This window comes from Aldersonia kunmingensis (genome assembly GCF_001646865.1).
In the GTDB taxonomy this organism is placed as follows: domain Bacteria; phylum Actinomycetota; class Actinomycetes; order Mycobacteriales; family Mycobacteriaceae; genus Aldersonia; species Aldersonia kunmingensis.
The window spans coordinates 1-18,085 of the sequence record NZ_LRRB01000251.1 but is presented as its reverse complement, the minus strand read 5'-3'; the positions used below and the strand labels follow the sequence as shown (position 1 = coordinate 18,085).

Genomic DNA, 18,085 nt, shown 5'->3' with positions numbered 1-18,085 from the left:
GGAGCGCTTCCGCACCGTCCCGGCACCTAACGAAGAGGCGCGTTACTTGCGCCCACAAACTCGAACTACAAGCTACGAGCGGGGAAGAATCCTGTGGCACAGGACGTGCTCACCGACCTGAACAAGGTCCGCAATATCGGCATCATGGCGCACATCGATGCCGGCAAGACCACTACTACCGAACGCATCCTCTTCTACACCGGTATCACTTACAAGATCGGTGAAGTTCACGATGGCGCTGCCACGATGGACTGGATGGCGCAGGAGCAGGAACGCGGCATCACGATCACGTCGGCCGCGACGACCTGCTACTGGAACAACAACCAGATCAACATCATCGACACCCCGGGTCACGTCGACTTCACCGTCGAGGTCGAGCGTTCGCTCCGCGTGCTCGATGGTGCAGTCGCCGTGTTCGACGGCAAAGAGGGTGTTGAGCCGCAGTCCGAGCAGGTGTGGCGTCAGGCCGACAAGTACGACGTGCCGCGTATCTGCTTCGTCAACAAGATGGACAAGCTCGGCGCGGACTTCTACTTCACGGTGCAGACCATCAAGGATCGCCTTGGCGCGCGGCCGCTGGTCATCCAGCTGCCGATCGGCGCTGAGGACACCTTCGAGGGCATCATCGACCTGGTCGAGTACAACGCCAAGGTGTGGCGTGGCGAGACCAAGCTCGGTGAGCAGTACGAGGTTGTCGAGATCCCGGCCGATCTGAAGGAGCGGGCCGAGCAGTACCGTCAGGAGCTGCTCGAGACCGTCGCCGAGTCGGACGAGGCGCTGCTCGAGAAGTTCTTCGGCGGTGAGGAGCTCTCGATCGAGGAGATCAAGGGCGCTATCCGCAAGATGACCGTCAACTCCGAGCTCTACCCGGTGCTGTGCGGTTCGGCGTTCAAGAACAAGGGCGTTCAGCCCATGCTCGACGCCGTCGTCGACTACCTGCCGACCCCGCTGGACGTCGAGTCCGTGCAGGGCCACGTGCCGGACAAGGAAGACGAGGTGCTCACCCGCAAGCCGTCGGTCGACGAGCCGTTCGCGGCGCTGGCGTTCAAGATCGCCACGCACCCGTTCTTCGGCAAGCTGACCTACGTGCGCGTGTACTCGGGCAAGGTCGACTCCGGCGCCCAGGTCATCAACGCGACCAAGGGCAAGAAGGAGCGCCTGGGCAAGCTGTTCCAGATGCACTCCAACAAGGAGAACCCGGTTCCCGAGGCCATCGCGGGCCACATCTATGCGGTCATCGGCCTCAAGGACACCACCACCGGTGACACCCTGTGCGATCCGCAGAACCAGATCGTGCTCGAGTCCATGACCTTCCCGGACCCGGTTATCCAGGTCTCCATCGAGCCGAAGACCAAGGCCGACCAGGAGAAGCTCGGTACCGCGATCCAGAAGCTCGCCGAAGAGGATCCGACCTTCTCGGTGAAGCTGGACGAGGAGACCGGCCAGACCGTCATCGGCGGCATGGGCGAGCTCCACCTCGATATCCTCGTCGACCGCATGCGGCGCGAGTTCAAGGTTGAGGCGAACGTCGGTAAGCCGCAGGTTGCGTACCGCGAGACCATCACCAAGACGGTCGAGAAGCTCGAGTTCACCCACAAGAAGCAGACCGGTGGTTCCGGTCAGTTCGCGAAGGTGATCATCGGTCTCGAGCCGTTCGTCGGTGAAGACGGTGCCCAGTACGAGTTCGAGAACAAGGTCACTGGTGGCCGCGTTCCGCGCGAGTACATCCCGTCGGTCGATGCCGGCGCCCAGGACGCCATGCAGTACGGCGTGCTGGCGGGCTACCCGCTGGTGAACCTGAAGGTGACTCTGATCGACGGCGCGTACCACGACGTCGACTCGTCGGAAATGGCCTTCAAGATCGCCGGTTCTCAGGCTCTGAAGGAAGCCGCCCGCAAGGCCGGGCCGGTTATCCTCGAGCCGCTGATGGCTGTCGAGGTCATCACCCCTGAGGATTACATGGGTGATGTGATCGGCGACTTGAACTCCCGCCGTGGCCAGATTCAGGCTATGGAGGAGCGCAGTGGTGCCCGCGTCGTGAAGGCGTTGGTTCCGCTGTCGGAGATGTTCGGATACATCGGTGACCTGCGGTCGAAGACCCAGGGCCGGGCGAACTACTCCATGGTGTTCGACTCGTACGCGGAGGTTCCGGCCAACGTGTCCAAGGAGATCATCGCGAAGGCGACTGGCGAATAGCCTGTTGCCGGCGCTGGCCGAGTAGATCTGGCCCTGGTACACCCCAAGTAACAAACCAACCGCACTGCTGCAACACAGCAAGTACAACAAGTCCAGGAGGACAAAGAAGTGGCGAAGGCGAAGTTCGAGCGGACGAAGCCGCACGTCAACATCGGGACCATTGGTCACGTTGACCACGGCAAGACGACGCTGACCGCGGCCATCACCAAGGTGCTGGCGGACAAGTACCCCGATCTCAACGAGAGCTTCGCGTTCGATCAGATCGACAAGGCTCCCGAGGAGAAGGCGCGCGGTATCACGATCAACATCTCGCATGTTGAGTACCAGACCGACAAGCGCCACTACGCGCACGTCGATGCGCCGGGTCACGCTGACTACATCAAGAACATGATCACCGGTGCGGCGCAGATGGACGGCGCCATCCTGGTTGTTGCGGCCACCGATGGCCCGATGCCCCAGACCCGTGAGCACGTGCTGCTCGCCCGTCAGGTTGGCGTGCCCTACATCCTGGTCGCGCTGAACAAGGCCGACATGGTCGACGATGACGAAATCATCGAGCTCGTCGAGATGGAGGTCCGTGAGCTGCTCGCGGCCCAGGAGTTCGACGAGGACGCGCCGGTCATCAAGGTCTCGGCGCTGAAGGCGCTCGAGGGCGACCCGGAGTGGGCGAAGTCGGTCGAGGATCTCATGGCTGCCGTCGACGAGTCGATTCCGGACCCGGTCCGCGAAACCGACAAGCCGTTCCTGATGCCGGTTGAGGATGTCTTCACGATCACCGGTCGTGGCACCGTCGTCACCGGTCGTATCGAGCGCGGCGTCGTCAACGTGAACGAGGAAGTTGAGATCGTCGGCATCCGCCCGACCTCGACCAAGACCACGGTCACGGGTATCGAGATGTTCCGCAAGCTGCTCGACAACGGCCAGGCTGGTGACAACGTCGGTCTGCTCGTGCGTGGCATCAAGCGTGAGGACGTCGAGCGTGGCCAGGTTGTGGTCAAGCCCGGCACCACCACCCCGCACACCGAGTTCGAGGGCCAGGCGTACATTCTGTCCAAGGACGAGGGCGGCCGCCACACCCCGTTCTTCAACAACTACCGCCCGCAGTTCTACTTCCGTACCACGGACGTTACGGGCGTCGTGACCCTCCCCGAGGGCACCGAGATGGTCATGCCCGGTGACAACACCGAGATGTCCGTCAAGCTGATCCAGCCGGTCGCCATGGACGATGGCCTCCGCTTCGCGATCCGCGAGGGTGGCCGCACCGTCGGCGCCGGTCGCGTCACGAAGATCATCAAGTGATTTAGTTCCTCACTTGCTGATCTGACGATCTGCAAACAGAACGGCGTCGCCCGCAAGGGCGGCGCCGTTCTGCTGTCTGTGGGTGTGGATAACGTGGTCCACTTTTCCGGAGTGAACGGAAGCGTTCACTCCGTCTAACGCAACGAATCTTCCGTTCACGACCACGGCCGGTCGCCCGGAGCCTGTGGATAACCCTTCACCCCAGTTGCACCATTCCCGCGGCCACCACCCGGGCCACCCGGTCGAGTTCATCGTTGGCCGTCCGGGTCAGTCCGTCCATCGCGCGCAGCCGATCGGTGCTGGCCACGGACAGCATCGCCGACACCCACGTCGCCGCACACGCCCGTAGTGTGGCCGGCTGCACGGGCGCGGGGGCGCTGGCTTGCAGCACCCGCACGGTCGCCTCGAACAGCTGAGTCCGCATCTGCCGCAATTGGTTTCGCACATCCGGATGGGTGGCGGCCTCGCGCCAGAGAATCACCCGCAGCACGGCCGAGCGATGGTCGCGCAGGTTGATGGCGGTATCGAGATTGATCAGGCTCGCGGCCGGGTCGCCCGGGCTGACGAGCAGTTCGATGTTTTCGACGCCGTAGCGCGGTACCCGTTCGGCCAGCAATACGGTGAGGATCGATTCCTTGGCCGGGAAGTAGTAGAAGACAAGCCCTTTGGGCACGCCGGCGGCGCGGGCGATCGCCGCGGTAGAGGTCGCGTCGAAACCGCTCGACGCGAAAAGCCGTTCTGCCGCATCGAGAATCGTTGCCCGCGCGTCACCGTCGACCTTTGCATTACGCCGACGGGTGACCTGCGGTGGCGCTGCGCCCCGCATCGGGTGATCGGTCAGGAATGGGCGACGGGGTTGCCGTGCATCATTCCGTTAACTGCGGGTAGGGCGGCGAACGCGACGACCATCGTGAGCACGCCGATGATCCACGCTGTCCACGCTGCGCCCGCATACTCCGTGAACCCCATCACCCATGGCGATAGGAACAGCAGGAATCCGAGCACGCCCATCACGACGTCGGCGATCGAGAGGTCCGGCGACAGCATCTGAGCCAGGCCCGACGCGGCGATGAGTACGCCGAGCACGATCAGCGACGAGTTGGCCGCATCGTTCGTGTCGACCCACAGGGGCGTGAGCGCCGTGATCGCACCGAGGACGACAGCGGCGACGTCCTGCGCGCGGCTCGAGGTGTAGACATTCATGGGCGAATCTCCGCGGGGAGGGGGTGATGTACGCCCTCGTTATGCCACTGATTGACCGCCCGATCAACGAAATCCTGTGAGTCGACTCACATTCGTGACCTGCGGATTTCGTCGTTACCTGCTCGTTTCCGGAGCGGGGTTCAGTGACGCAGCCCGACGGGCATCGACGCCAATGAAATGGACCACACCCGGGTGGTAGACACTGTGATCATGGATCGAAGCGCTCTGGTCACCGGTGGTACCGGTGGGCTCGGGGTTGCGGTCACGGCCAAGTTGCTCGCGGATGGGTGGCGCGTCGTCGTGCCGTGGATCGCCGAGCACGAACTCGAACGGCTCGACGCCCATCCGGGCCTCGAGCTGGTCAAGGCCGACCTCTTCGATCCCGAGAGCGTCGCCGAGGTCGTCGGCGTTGCCGGTGAGCGACCGGACGCACCACTGCGCGCGGTGGCGAATCTCGTCGGCGGATACGACACGGCTGGCAAGGTCCACGAAACGTCGATCGACGATTTCGAGGCGATGCTTCGGCTCAACCTGCGGCCGACCTACCTGACAACGCAGGCGGCGTTGCCGTTGCTTACGGCCGCCGGTGGCGGATCGATCGTGGCGATGTCCGCGAAGCCGGCGTTCGCGCCGATCGCGGGTGCTGCGGGTTATGTCACCGCGAAGGCCGCTGTCTGGGCGCTGGTGAGCGCGCTGGCCGTGGAATATCGTGCCGCCGGCATCCGGGCGAACGCGATCGTGCCCGCGATGATCGATACGCCGGGGAACCGCGAGGCCGATCCCGACGCATCGCGCAAGCGGTGGGTCTCGCCTCGTGAGGTCGCAGATGTGATCGCTTTTCTCTTCAGTGATGCGGCGGTGTCGATCACCGGCGCACAGGTTCCAGTCCCAGGAGTGGGTGTATGAGCGAGAAGACAATCGTGGTCGTAGGTGCTGGCTTGGCCGGCCTGCGAACCGCTGAGGAACTGCGTCTTGGTGGGTTCGACGGGACGGTGATCCTGGTCGGCAACGAGAAGCATCTGCCGTACGACCGCCCGCCGTTGTCCAAGGACGTCGTCCGCGGTGAAACGCACGACACCACGCTGCGCCCGGCGGAGTTCTTCGAGGAGAACAAGATCGAGCTGCGCCTCGGCGTCGGCGCGGCGAACGTCGACACCGCGGCCCAGAGGGTCGCGCTGGCCGATGGCGGCGAGATCGCCTATGACGAGCTGGTTATCGCGACCGGCCTCGTGCCCAAGCGCATCCCCGGCCTGCCAGAGCTCGCCGGCATCCACGAACTGCGCACCATGGACGACGCGCTCACCCTGCGCGGCGAACTCGCCGAGGGACAGAAGGCGCTCGTTGTCGGTGCCGGATTCATCGGCTGCGAGCTGGCGGCGAGCTTCCGCAAGCTCGGCGTCGACGTGATCCTGCTGGAACCCCAGCCCACCCCGCTTGCCGGTGTGCTCGGCCAGCAGGTCGGCGAACTGGTAGCGCGACTGCACCGCGAAGAGGGCGTCGACGTGCGTTGCGGCGTCGGCCTGGACTCGCTGTCCGGCGACGATCGGGTGCGCTCGGCGAAGCTCAGCGACGGCAGCGAACTGGACGTCGACGTGGTGGTCGTCGGTGTCGGCTCGAACCCCGTCACCGAGTGGCTCGCCGAGTCCGGCATCGCGCTGGCCGACCGGTCCGCCGGTGGCGGTGTCCTTGCCGACGAGCAGGGTCGCACCGGCACGCCGCATGTGTGGGCGCTCGGCGACGTCGCCGCGTGGCAGCACCAGACCGGCAGGCAGAAGCGCGTAGAGCACTGGACCAGCGCCGGTGAGCAGGCCCGCGTCGTCGTTGCCGCGATGCTCGGTGCGGACACCGCGCCTTCGGCGCAGGTGCCCTACTTCTGGAGCGACCAGTACGAGATCAAGATCCAGGCGCTGGGCACCCCGGCCGCCGACGACGACGTGCACATCGTCGAGGACGACGGCCGCAAGTTCCTGGCCTACTACTCGCGCGAGGGTGCGCTGACCGCTGTGGTCGGTGCCGGCCTGCCGGGCAAGGTGATGAAGACTCGCATGAAGGTCGCCAACGGCGTGCCGGTCGCGGAGTTGCTCGGCTGAAGGCGCGTGCCCGATCCGTGCCCGCGGATCGCTGGCACTACCGTTGTCGTCGTGAATCCGGATCAGTCGCCCGTCGATGAGCCGCGGGTAACCGTTGCGCTCATCGACTCGGGGCTCGGGTCGCTGCCGACTTCGGCATGGCTGCGCAAGCTGCGGCCCGAGTTGGACCTGCTGCTGATGCTCGACCCGGACGGCGCGCCCTGGGGCCCCAAGCCGGAGGAGTGGGTGATCGAGCGGGTGGTGAACACCGCCCGCGCAGCCGTCGCGCGCGGCGCAGACGCTGTCGTGTTGCCCTGCAATACGGCAAGCGTCACCGCGCTCGAGCATGTCCGCGCCGATCTCGGCCCACAGGTGCCGGTAGTCGGCACGGTCCCCGCGATCAAGCCGGCCGCCGCGGTGTGCCGTTCGGTGGCGGTGTGGGCGACGGCGGCGACTACGGCTAGCCGATATCAGGCGGAGCTGATCGAGCGCTTCGGCAACGGCGCAGACGTGGTCGGGGTCGCCTGCCACGGGCTGGCCGATGCGATCGACCGAGGGGACCTACCCGCGGTCGACACGGCCATTGCCGCGGCGGTCGAGGCGACCCCGTCCGACGTGGAGGGCGTTGTGCTCGGCTGCACGCACTACCCGTTGGTGGTTGGCGGGATCACGGCTGCGCTTCCAATCGGCGTGCGGCTGTTCGACAGCGCGGAAGCCGTCGCCGCGCAGACGGTGCGGCGGATCGACGAACTCGGCCGGGCGGCCGGAACGACGCCGGGCTCCGTTCGAGTGATCGTGAGCGGCCGGGAAGGCGAATTGCCGCCCGGTGCAGCAGCATTCGAGGCCGGTCGCGCGCTGGGCGCACGGTGACGACGAAGTCTCGGTCCGGCTCGGGCGAACCGCAGACCGCGGTTTCGGTGACGGCGGCGTTGGCCGAGTGTTCCGATCCTGCGGACGCGATCCATCTGCAGCGCTTCTTCAAGACCGGGCCCGGGGAGTACGGCGAGGGCGATGTCTTCATCGGTGTGCGCGTGCCGGCGACCCGGGCGGTAGCCAAGCGGTTCACCGAACTTCCTCCCGCAGAGGTGGATTCACTCCTCGACAGTGACGTGCACGAGCATCGGCTCGCTGCCCTGTTGATTCTGAATGCCCAGTTCGCGCGGGTGTCGCGGCCACGGACCGCCGATCCCGTTGCTCGCGAGCGGATCGTCGAGCAGTACCTCGCGGCGGTGCGCAGGGGACGGGTCAATAACTGGGATCTGGTGGACTCGTCGTCCGAATACGTGCTCGGCGCATGGTTGCTCGACCGCCCGCGCGATCTACTCGATGAACTAGCGGCCAGTGATGTGTTGTGGGAGCGGCGCGTTGCGATGCTGGCGACATTCGCGTTCATCAAGGCCGGCGACGCCAGCACGACACTGGTCCTCGCCGAACGATTCCTACCCGACCGCGCCGACCTGATGCAGAAGGCTGTCGGCTGGATGCTGCGCGAGGTGGGCAAGCGGGTCGATCGGGCGGTGCTGCTGGACTTCCTCGAGCAGCATGCCCACGAAATGGGCCGCACCGCATTGAGTTACGCCACCGAGCATTTCGACGCCGAGACGCGGGCGCGGCTCCGGGCCCTTACCGGTTGAACCCAATCACGCTGTTTCGACACGGAATACGGCGCAGCGGCCGGCGAGCTTCTCGAACGCATCGGGCGTGACATCCTCGACGACTCCGGCGTTGAGCATGATCTTTGCCCCGTCGCCGTCCTGTGCGGGCCAGGCGCGCAGCACTGGTTTGGCTTCGGCCGCGTCCACCTCTACGAGGCGCACGCGCTCGATCGACTTACCCGATGACAGTTCGGCCAGGCCATCGGCGGCACGGACGTTGCGCGGCCAGTCGGCGCCGGGGAACCCCTCAACCACATAGCGGGATCCGCCGACCGTGGCGACGGTCAGTGGTGTACGCCGGGGCTTGCCGCTGCGGCGACCGGGAACGGTGAGTACATGCAGTTCCCGCATCACACCGACGCGGCGCACCAATAGCAGGACGCGGTTCATCGGCTTGAGCCAGCGCGGCGGCGTAATGCGGTCCGGGTTCGTCATTCGCGTCCTCCCGTGTGCAAACTTTGCTGCCGGGTGCGAAGTTTCGCACCCACGAACAAGTTTTGCACTCAGGAGCCAGGTCAAACGAGAGCAAATTGTGTTTGAGCGGGTGCGCACCCCGCGTTCGAGAGTGGGTGCACCCGTTGCGCCGGCGTGTTAGAACTCGATCTTCAGACTGTCGCTCGTCGGGCGGGCCTGGCAGCCGAGGATGATCCCGTCCGCGATATCGGCGGGGTCGAGGATCTCGTCGTTCTCCATGTCGACCTTCCCCTCGAGGATGGTGCAGGCGCAGGAGCCGCACTCACCTTCGTTGCAGGAGTAGGGCACATCGAGGCCCTTGGCCAGCATGATGTCGACCAACGTCTGCCGGCGCGGCCACTTCAGCGTGTGCGTTTCACCATCCAGCGCCACCTCGACGGTCGCGGCGTCTGCCTCGTCCTCAGCGGTGATCTCGATCGGCGCGGAATCGGCGAACGGGTCACCGGCCAGCGAGTTGAACACCTCGGCGTGCACGCGGGTACGCGGCATTTCGAGCTTGGCGAGCGCATCGTGCACCGCGTCCATGAACGGACCGGGCCCGCACATGAACGCGTTGTACTCGGTGAACGGCGCTGCGAGAGTGGCGAGCTGGGTCGCGGTCGGCAGACCCTGCACCGTTTCGATCCAGTGCACGATGGTGAGCCTGTCGGGGTACTCGCGAGCAAGTTCGCGGAGTTCGCCGGCGAAGATGACGGAGTCCTGGTCGCGGTTGGCGTAGACCAGTACGACCTTGCCGCGGCCCTGCTCGAGCGCGGACTTGAGGATCGACATGACCGGCGTGATGCCCGAGCCGGCGCCGAAGAGAAGGAAATCGACGTCGAGATCCTTCGGGGTGAACGTGCCCGACGGCGGCAGCACCTCGATTTGGTCACCCGGCAGCAGGTTGTCGCAGACCCAGTTGGAGCCGTAGCCGTCCTTGGTGCGCTTGATCGTCACCTTGGGCAGCTCGTCGATATGCGGGGAGGACGCCAGCGAGTAGCAGCGCGCGACAGACCCGGTGCGATCACTCGGAATGCGCAGCGTGAGGAACTGGCCCGGCTTGTAGGCGAACCGAGCGCGATGCTCGTCGGGGATGTCGAACACCACTGACTTGGCGTCGGAGGTCTCGGCGATGACATCCGCGACGGTCACGATGACCGAGCGGGAGCCGTGCGGCGCGTCAACGGTGGTCATCGCGGCAAAATCCTCCCAATCCCGAGGGCAAAACTAGAACGTGTTCTAGTTAGATGGTACTGACCGAGCCATCCGGTGACAAGCGGAACGATCGTGCCTGGTCAGCGGCTCTCGGGGGCGAGTCCGGCCAGGCCCTCGTGAAGACTGCGTGCCCCAATTCCGAGCAGTTCGGACAGGGATGCGTCGTCGTCACGCAGCCATTGTTCGTACGCCGAAACCGCGACGCCAAGCATGAGCCAGCCGATCGTGCGCGGGACGTGATCGGTAGGGGCGCCGCCGGTGCGAACCGCAACGTAGTCGGCGATGACACCACGCCAGCCCTCGTACATGACCATCGAGTACGCCTGCAGTGACGGCACGGTGAGGATCAACGACATGCGGGCTCGGTGCAGTGCGACCTGGTCGGGCGGGACGTCGTTGAAGTCGAGTAATGCGCGGGTCAGCGCGTCGGCAAGCGGTGTGTCCGCGGGGATTTCGGCCAGCTGGCGGCGCATCTCGGCCAGGTGCACATCGAAGTCGCCCCAGGGAAGGGCGTTCTTCGACGGGAAATACCGGAAGAAGGTCCGGCGCGCGATGCCGGCAGCCTCGGCGACCTCATCGATGCTGGTTTCCTCGAAGCCGCGCGTGGTGAACAGCTCGATGCCGATACCGCTGATCCGGTCCTTCGTGGTCGCCGGGCGTCGGCCGATATGGCCCGATGGGCCCCGCCCGCTGGTGCCCACAGAACGACGGCGCAGATGATCGGTCACCTCGGTTCGTCCCACCGTTCTCGCGCTGTCGGTCATATCGCCATCTTCGCAGGCCACACGGCGCCCCGCCGTTGGTTTGTGCACTCGATGCCATTAAAGTGGTGAGCCAGCTCACAGCGCAAGGAGATGTCGATGTCCGGTCATGCCGCACGCGGGCAATCGTGCCCATGAGCGGCGTCGAATCGGAGTTGAACCGGCTGTCGTTGACCGAGCCGTTCCGACTCGCCGGCCGGATCGCAGGGTCCCGAGTGATGTTCGGCCCGCACGAGACCAATCTGTGCACGGGCCGTGCACTCTCACCGGAGTCCGTCGCCTATTACGAACGCCGTGCGCGCGGGGGAGCAGGGATCGTCGTGACCGAGTACGCGTCCGTGCACCACGATGACTGGCCCTACGAGCGCGCGCCGCTCGCCACCGAATGCGTCGAGGGCTGGCGTGCCGCCGCGACCGCTTGCCAGGCCCACGGCGCCCTCCTCCTTGCCGGGCTGACCCACACCGGCTCGCAGGGTTCGACCGCGTACTCGCGCGGCGTCCTGTTGGCACCCTCCCGCGTGCCGGACCCGGCTTCGCGCGAGTTGCCGCGCGAGATGGACGACGGTGATATTGCTGCGGTGATTGCGGGCTTCGCCGATGCGGCGGAACTCGCGGTGCGCGCCGGGGCCGACGGAGTCGAACTCGATGCTGGCGCGACAGGACTGCTCCGTCAGTTCCGGTCGGGGCTGACCAACCGCCGGACCGACGCGTACGGTGCCGATCGGTTGCGGTTCACCCGTGAGGTGATCGCCGCCGTCCGCGCCCGTATCGGAACGGATTCTGTTCTCGCACTGCGGATGTGCTGTGACGAACTCGCGCCATGGGCGGGCATCACGCCCGAAGGTGGTGCCGAAGATGCTGTTGCACTGAGGGATTCGATCGATCTGCTGACCGTGGTGCGGGGTGGTCCGATGCGTTCCTCGGCATACCGGCCCGACGCACACGTCTCACCAGGCTTCAACACCGAGCTGTGCCGAACGATCCGCGCCCGGGCCGGCGGAGCGGTACCCGTCGTCCTGCAGGGCAGCATGGTCGACCCGGTAGAGGCGCAGTATTCGATCGACGCGGGCGTCGCCGACGTGGTGGAAATGACGCGGGCGCAGATCGCCGACCCGGATCTGGTGCGCAAGACCCGGGCGGGGCGTGCCCCTCGCCCGTGCGTGCTGTGCAATCAGGCCTGCCTGGTACGCGATGTGCGCAATCCGGTGGTGGGTTGCATCGGGAACCCCGAGGCGCGCCACGAAGCCGATCGCATCGAAACGGAACCCGCCTCATCGGTATCCGGCTCTGCGCTTGTGGTGGGTGCCGGCCCGGCCGGTTTGGAGGCGGCAAGGGTGATGGCTGCCAAGGGCCTGACGGTCATTGTGCGCGAGCGTGATGGCCGACTCGGCGGCATGACTACGACGGCCGCCGTGGGGGAGGGACGCGAGCGTCTGGCCCGGCTCACCGAGTGGCTCGCCGACGAATGCCATGCGCACGGCGTCCGCTTCGAGATCGGAACCGAGGTTGCCGCAGTGGATCTCGCGATTGCTAGCAACGTCGGGACCGCGGTGGTCGTCGCGACCGGCAGTCGCGCTGCTACGCCGGGCTACCGGGTGGACCGGCCGGTCAGGCTCCTGACCGCGCCGATGGTGCTCGCCGGCGCGCACCTTCCCGACGGCCCGATCCTGCTCGACGATCCGATCGGCGGTCCGATCGCCGTCGCGCTTGCCGAATTGCTCGTCGCGCGCGGATGCCAGGTTGCGCTCGCCACCGGTGACCGGCTGGTGGGAAGTCAGCTGGCGATGTCCGGAGATCTCGTCGATGCCAACCATCGGCTCATAAGGGCCGGTGTCACAAGGTATCTCGGCGTCGTTATCCGCCAGGTTGGCTCGGACGGCGCGGTTCTCGAGGACGTCAACACCGGAATCCGCCGCACCGTCGAGTGCGCAACGGTGGTCGACTGTGGCTACCGACTGCCCGAGGACGAGTTGTGGCGCACCCACCCCGAGGCGGCACGGGTAGGGGATTGCCTCGCGCCGCGCACCATCGCCGAAGCAATCCGGGAAGGCCGGGCCGCCGCGCTCGCCGTCGTCGCTTCATCGACGGGGCGGCCCGCATGACCCCCGAGCCCTACCCGCGTCTGCTCTCCCCGATCCGAGTAGGCACGCACACGCTGGCCAACCGCATCGTATTCTGCGCGCATCTGACCAACTATGCGACGAACGGACTGCCCACCGTGCAGCACGCCGCCTACTACGAGGCGCGCGCGAAAGGTGGTGCGGGCCTGATCATTACCGAGGAACACACCACCCACCCCACCGACCGGCCATACGAGAAACTGATCCGCGGGTACGACCGGAGCGTGATCCAGGGCTATCGTGCGATCACCGACGCCGTGCATCGCCACGGCGCCACGATCCTCGCGCAGCTCAATCACAACGGCGGCCAGGGCACCGGCATGTACTCGCGCCTGCCCCTGTGGGCGCCGAGTCCGATCGCGGACCCGATGTTCCGTGAGGTGCCCAAGCAGATCGGTGACCACGAGATCGACGAGGTGATCGACGGCTTCGCTCGTGTCGCGGCGAACTGCCGCGAGGGCGGCTTCGACGGCGTCGAGTTGCAGTGCTCCCAATCGTCGATCCTGCGCGCGTTCCTTTCCCCGGCGACGAATCATCGTGGGGATCGCTACGGCGGAAGTATCGAGAACCGGACGCGTCTGCTGCTCGATGTGATCGCGGCGGTGCGCACCGCGATGGGCCCCGATGCCATTCTCGGGGTGCGGCTGTGCGGCGACGAAAAGATCGAGGGCGGAACGGAACTCGATGACGCGGTCGCAACGGCGAAGGTGGTAGCCGCAACCGGTGCGGTCGACTACATCAATACCGCGATCGGTGTCGCAACCGCGTCGCTGCACACCATCGAGGCGTCGATGTCGACGCCGCGCGGGTACGCGAACTACATCCCCGCCGCGATCCGGCGGGCAGTGGAACTACCGGTCATTGGGGTCGGCCGGTTCGGCCATCCGGACCAGGCCGAGCGCGCACTGGCCGACGGGGTCTGCGACCTGGTCGGCGTCGTGCGTGGTCAGATCGCCGATCCCGAGTTCGCCACCACGGCCCGTGCCGGGCGCGGTCCGGTGCGTACCTGCCTGGCGTGCAACCAGGACTGCATCGGCCGGGTCGGGCTCAACCAGGCCCTCGGCTGCGTCGTGAATGCTCGCACCGGAGTCGAGGCACTCCCGGCGCCGACCGTCCGCTCAGGCGGCAAGCGAGTCGTCGTGATCGGCGCGGGACCGGCAGGGCTGCAGGCAGCGGCCACTGCGGCAGAACGCGGACATCGCGTGACGGTGTTCGAGCGAGAAGCGACCGTTGGCGGACAGATCACGCTCGCCGCGGGGGCGCCGTATCGCAGCGAATTGAGCTCTGTAACAGACGATCTGAACCAACGATGCCTAATCGCGGGAGTCGAGTTCGTGTTCGGCACCACCGCCGATGAGGCGCTCGTCGCGGGTGCCGATCCGGACGCAGTTGTGGTGGCGACCGGTGCTCGGTCAAGGCGCCCGGACTGGGCGGGCGACATCCCCGCCGTCGTGGACGTGCGCGACGTGCTCTCCGGCGGATCCGGCGCGGGGGGCGGGCGCGTCCTCGTCTACGACGAACTCGGGTTTCATCAGGGCACTTCCGTCGCCGAGTTGCTGGCGGACCAGGGATGCGCGGTGACCCTCGCGACCAATGCGCTCGTGGTGGGTCAGGATCTCGGACTCACCCTGGACCTGCCCGGGTGGCTGCAGCGGGCGTCGGCGAAGCGGATTGCTACCCGCACCGACGTCGTTCCGATGGGCGCGCGCGCCGAAGGCGGCCGCGTCGTGATCGACCTCATGCATCATCCGACCGGATACACGAGCGCCGAGTCTTTCGACCTCGTCGTGTGCGCCGTGCATCAGGAGCCGATAGACGAACTTCGGAAAGTGCTGGCAGGCAATGTCTTCGAGCTGTTCTGTATCGGAGACGCTTTCGCGCCGCGGCGCATCGACGCCGCGGTGCGCGAGGGCTATCGAGTGGGGGTATCGCTATGACGGATCGGTTGGCTGGACACCGGTGGCCGGAGTTGGCTGACTCGGACGCGACGCTCGTGGTCCCGGTCGGCTCGGTCGAGCAACACGGGCCGCATCTGCCACTGTCGACCGACACCGCGATCGCGGCCGCGATCGCCGACCGGTTGCCGGGCGTCGTCGCACCGCCGGTGGCATTCGGTGCCAGCGGGGAGCACGAGGGTTTCGCGGGAACGGTGTCGATCGGCACTGAGGCGCTGCGCTCGGTCCTGGTCGAAATGGGCCGCTCTGGCTGTCGGTGGGCGAGCCGGATCTGCTTCGTGAACGGGCACGGTGGGAACGCGTCCGCGGTGTCGGATGCGGTGCGGCTCTTGCGATTCGAGGGCCGCGATGCAAGCTGGTTGCCGTGCGCTGTGCCTGGCGCTGACGCCCACGCCGGCCGCACCGAGACGGCACTGATGTTGTACCTCGACCCCGAGTCTGTGCGCATCGATCTGGCCGAGGCCGGCAACACCGAACCGATCGCCGCCCTGTTGCCCCGACTTCGTGCCGGCGGCATGGCCGCGGTCACCGACAACGGCGTCCTCGGCGACCCGGCCGGGGCGACCGCAGCCGAGGGTGAAGAAATCTTTGAGCGAATGGTCGCGCTCGCGAACGACGGTTTCGCCAGGTGGGAGCCAGACGAATCCGGGCGGCTGCGGTAATCGGCAAATTCTTTGCGGGGTTGCCGTGTCCCACTGAGCCCGGATCGAATAGCATCGCTTGAATGCGTCACGGCCGACTTCCCGACGGGTTCGGGGTGCGGATCGATCCACGTGTGCGCTCGTTCTCCGAAGGCCGAGTGCTGATCGGCGGTTCTCCAACCAGGATGCTGAAGTTGGCGCCGGCGGCCGCGGCAATGATCGGGGATGGGTTCCTCGAGGTCAGTGATCAGCAGACCGCTCAGGTAGCTCGTCGGCTGCTCGACTCGGGCGTCGGGAACCCCCGCCCTCGTTTGATGCCGGCCGTGGAAGACGTCACCGTGGTCGTGCCGGCGCGCAACAACCGGGACGGACTCGAGCGACTGCTCAGCGCTGTCCGCGGGCACCCCGTAATCATCGTCGACGACGGCTCCGACGCCCCGATCGATAGCTCGACCTTCTCCACCTGTGGTTCCCGGGTCACCGTGCTCCGGCACGACGTCGCCCGCGGACCCGCCGCGGCACGGAATGCCGGAATGCGAGCAGCGACAACTGAATTCGTCGCGTTCCTGGATTCCGACGTCGTTCCCCGGGCAGGCTGGCTGGAGGTGATGCTCGGCCATTTCAGCGATCCGTCCGTGGCGCTCGTTGCGCCGCGGATCGTCGCACTGGACATCGAATCGAACGACCTCGCCCGCTACGAGCACAGCCGGTCATCGCTGGACCTCGGTCCGCGCGAGGCACAGATCCGGGCGCGCAGTGCGGTGTCCTACGTGCCGAGCGCCGCGATGCTGGCTCGCCGCCGGGTGCTCCTCGATGAGGGCGGCTTCGACGAGACCATGCACGTGGCCGAGGACGTCGACCTGTGCTGGCGCCTCGAGGAGGCCGGCTGGCGGTTGCGATACGAGCCGGCCGCGCAGGTTGCGCACGATCACCGCGTCACGTTCATGCAATGGTTCAGCCGGAAGATGTTCTATGGCACCGGCGCCGCGCCGCTTGGAGAGCGGCACGCGAGCGCGGTAGCTCCACTGAACGTCTCGCCGTGGACCTTCGCCGCCGCTGCCCTGCTCGCGACGCTGACCAAATGGGGCATCTTCGGTGCGCTCGTCGCGATGGGCACGACGGTGCTGCGCCTTCGCCGCACGTTCGTCGAACTCGACCAACCGACCCGGGTCGCTGCCATCTATGCGGCGAAGGGGTTCTGGGCCGGGCTGTGGCAACTCGCCTCCGCCGCGTGTCGGCACTACTGGCCAGTGACGCTACTGGCGATGATTTTCTCGAGCCGGATCCGGCAGATCACCATCGCGCTCGCGATCGGTGAGGGTCTCGCAGACTGGTGGAAGCACAAGGAATCCGGCGGTCTCGATCCGGTCCGCTACGTCGCCTACAAGCGGCTCGATGACATTGCTTACGGCGCAGGGTTGTGGCGCGGCGCCGTCCGCGCGCGGAGCGTAGAGGCGCTCAAACCAACATTCGGTGGCTGACTTCCTGATCGTCGGCGCGGGCAGCAGCGGAAGTGTGCTCGCCGCACGACTGTCGGCACTCGGTGCGACGGTGACGCTCCTCGAGGCGGGACCGGCCTGGCCGCACTCCGCTGTTCCGGCCGAGTTGCTCGATCCCGCCACGCTGCCGATCGGACCCGATTCCCGATGGGTCCGGCATTTCCCGGTTGATGTCGGATTCGGCATAACCGGTGATGTGCCGCGCGGGCGAGTGCTCGGGGGATCGAGCGCGGTCAACGGTGCCTACTTCGTGCGCGGCACGCCCGATGACTTCGCGAGCTGGCCCGCGGGCTGGTCCTTCGATGAGGTGTTGCCGTACTTCCGGCGCTGCGAGACCGATCACGACTTCGGTGATGACTTCCACGGCCGGTCCGGTCCGGTCCCCGTGCGCAGGCAGGCGCCGGATCTGCTGTCGGTGACGTGCGCCGCGTTCACCCAGGCGTGCCTCGATGCCGGCCACGACTACTGTGCCGATCACAACGCACCGCACGCACACGGGGTGGGTCCCATCCCGCTCAATGTTGATAACGGCAACCGAATCAACACTGCTGCAGTGTATTTCGGGTCGGTGGCAAACCACGACAACCTGCGCGTGCTCGGAGCGACACGGGTGCTCGGCGTCGAGTTCGATGGCACCACGGCGATCGGCGTGCGCGCGGTGCGTGACGGAGTCGAGGAGCTCATCGCCGCCGATCAGGTGGTGCTGTGTGCCGGCGCGATCGAATCGGCGCAACTGCTGTTGTGTTCGGGGATCGGGCCGCCGGCTCAGCTGCGCGAGCACGGTATCGAGGTCGTCGCGCCGCTCGCGGGAGTGGGCGCGCGTATGGCCGACCATGCCGAGATCGGTCTGCCCTACTGGTTGCGTGCGGGCCTGCGCGATGGTGACGGTCCGATCCTGCAGGCGATGCTCAACGACAGCACCGTCGAATTACGTCCTTACACAAGATCATTCGACCACTTTGCCGACCACGCCGTCGAGTCCAGGCGCGTACTGGGCCTCGCGCTCATGGCCCCAGAGT

The 18,085-nt window shown here is 66.5% G+C and carries 16 protein-coding genes; 11 read left to right on the top strand and 5 right to left on the bottom strand.

The genetic code is table 11. The features are described from left to right. Nucleotides 1-93 precede the first annotated feature (93 nt). Nucleotides 94-2,196, top strand: a complete 2,103-nt coding sequence (gene fusA, locus A8G08_RS19530; protein WP_068277925.1) for an elongation factor G — start codon at nucleotides 94-96, stop codon at nucleotides 2,194-2,196. A gap of 108 nt (nucleotides 2,197-2,304) precedes the next feature. Further along, nucleotides 2,305-3,495, top strand: a complete 1,191-nt coding sequence (gene tuf, locus A8G08_RS19525; RefSeq protein ID WP_068277922.1) for an elongation factor Tu — start codon at nucleotides 2,305-2,307, stop codon at nucleotides 3,493-3,495. Between the two features lie 196 nt (nucleotides 3,496-3,691). On the opposite strand, the gene A8G08_RS19520 is transcribed toward tuf, so the two are convergent. Beyond that, entirely contained in the window at nucleotides 3,692-4,321 is a 630-nt protein-coding gene (locus A8G08_RS19520) for a TetR/AcrR family transcriptional regulator (RefSeq protein ID WP_068277919.1), read from the bottom strand. Nucleotides 4,322-4,332: 11 nt separating this feature from the next. Next, the gene (locus A8G08_RS19515; protein ID WP_068277916.1) at nucleotides 4,333-4,698 is read right to left on the bottom strand and encodes an SPW repeat protein; all 366 of its coding nucleotides are present in this window, start codon (nucleotides 4,696-4,698) and stop codon (nucleotides 4,333-4,335) included. Between the two features lie 210 nt (nucleotides 4,699-4,908). On the opposite strand from A8G08_RS19515, the gene A8G08_RS19510 reads away from it, so the two are divergent. From A8G08_RS19510 to A8G08_RS19495, 4 genes are read left to right on the top strand one after another with little or no spacing between them, the layout of a single operon-like run. Beyond that, a complete protein-coding gene (locus tag A8G08_RS19510; RefSeq protein WP_068278063.1) occupies nucleotides 4,909-5,604 on the top strand; it encodes an SDR family NAD(P)-dependent oxidoreductase in 696 nt (231 codons plus the stop codon). Then, complete coding sequence (locus A8G08_RS19505) at nucleotides 5,601-6,788, top strand: NAD(P)/FAD-dependent oxidoreductase (protein WP_068277913.1); 1,188 nt, start codon at nucleotides 5,601-5,603, stop codon at nucleotides 6,786-6,788. The genes A8G08_RS19510 and A8G08_RS19505 overlap by 4 nt, the downstream gene beginning before the upstream one ends. Before the next feature lie 51 nt (nucleotides 6,789-6,839). Continuing rightward, nucleotides 6,840-7,637 carry a glutamate racemase gene (locus A8G08_RS19500; protein WP_068278062.1) on the top strand — a complete coding sequence of 266 codons (798 nt, stop codon included), beginning with the start codon at nucleotides 6,840-6,842 and terminating at the stop codon, nucleotides 7,635-7,637. Continuing rightward, the gene (locus A8G08_RS19495; protein ID WP_425394584.1) at nucleotides 7,634-8,401 is read left to right on the top strand and encodes a DNA alkylation repair protein; all 768 of its coding nucleotides are present in this window, start codon (nucleotides 7,634-7,636) and stop codon (nucleotides 8,399-8,401) included. The genes A8G08_RS19500 and A8G08_RS19495 overlap by 4 nt, the downstream gene beginning before the upstream one ends. Before the next feature lie 6 nt (nucleotides 8,402-8,407). On the opposite strand, the gene A8G08_RS19490 is transcribed toward A8G08_RS19495, so the two are convergent. The 3 genes from A8G08_RS19490 to mftR all read right to left on the bottom strand — a co-directional run bounded on the left by A8G08_RS19490 (nucleotide 8,408) and on the right by mftR (nucleotide 10,854). Further along, nucleotides 8,408-8,857 (bottom strand): nitroreductase/quinone reductase family protein, encoded by a 450-nt coding sequence (locus A8G08_RS19490; RefSeq protein ID WP_068277910.1) that lies wholly within the window; start codon nucleotides 8,855-8,857, stop codon nucleotides 8,408-8,410. A gap of 156 nt (nucleotides 8,858-9,013) precedes the next feature. Beyond that, a complete protein-coding gene (locus A8G08_RS19485) occupies nucleotides 9,014-10,069 on the bottom strand; it encodes a ferredoxin--NADP reductase (RefSeq protein WP_068277907.1) in 1,056 nt (351 codons plus the stop codon). A 101-nt stretch (nucleotides 10,070-10,170) separates the two neighbouring features. After that, complete coding sequence (mftR, locus tag A8G08_RS19480; RefSeq protein WP_084436574.1) at nucleotides 10,171-10,854, bottom strand: mycofactocin system transcriptional regulator; 684 nt, start codon at nucleotides 10,852-10,854, stop codon at nucleotides 10,171-10,173. 131 nt (nucleotides 10,855-10,985) lie between these two features. Between mftR and A8G08_RS19475 the strand changes: the two genes are divergently transcribed. The 5 genes from A8G08_RS19475 to A8G08_RS19455 all read left to right on the top strand — a co-directional run. Further along, nucleotides 10,986-12,953, top strand: a complete 1,968-nt coding sequence (locus A8G08_RS19475) for a mycofactocin system FadH/OYE family oxidoreductase 1 (protein ID WP_068277904.1) — start codon at nucleotides 10,986-10,988, stop codon at nucleotides 12,951-12,953. After that, nucleotides 12,950-14,908, top strand: a complete 1,959-nt coding sequence (locus A8G08_RS19470; protein ID WP_068277901.1) for a mycofactocin system FadH/OYE family oxidoreductase 2 — start codon at nucleotides 12,950-12,952, stop codon at nucleotides 14,906-14,908. The genes A8G08_RS19475 and A8G08_RS19470 overlap by 4 nt, the downstream gene beginning before the upstream one ends. Continuing rightward, nucleotides 14,905-15,588 carry a mycofactocin biosynthesis peptidyl-dipeptidase MftE gene (gene mftE, locus A8G08_RS19465; protein WP_068277899.1) on the top strand — a complete coding sequence of 228 codons (684 nt, stop codon included), beginning with the start codon at nucleotides 14,905-14,907 and terminating at the stop codon, nucleotides 15,586-15,588. Before A8G08_RS19470 ends, mftE begins: the two co-directional genes overlap by 4 nt. Nucleotides 15,589-15,650: 62 nt before the next feature. Continuing rightward, nucleotides 15,651-17,048, top strand: coding sequence for a mycofactocin biosynthesis glycosyltransferase MftF (gene mftF, locus A8G08_RS19460; RefSeq protein ID WP_068277897.1), 1,398 nt, complete (start codon nucleotides 15,651-15,653; stop codon nucleotides 17,046-17,048). Next, a partial coding sequence (locus A8G08_RS19455) for a GMC family oxidoreductase N-terminal domain-containing protein (protein WP_068277894.1) occupies nucleotides 17,041-18,085 on the top strand: 1,045 nt, incomplete at its 3' end. The genes mftF and A8G08_RS19455, both read left to right, overlap by 8 nt.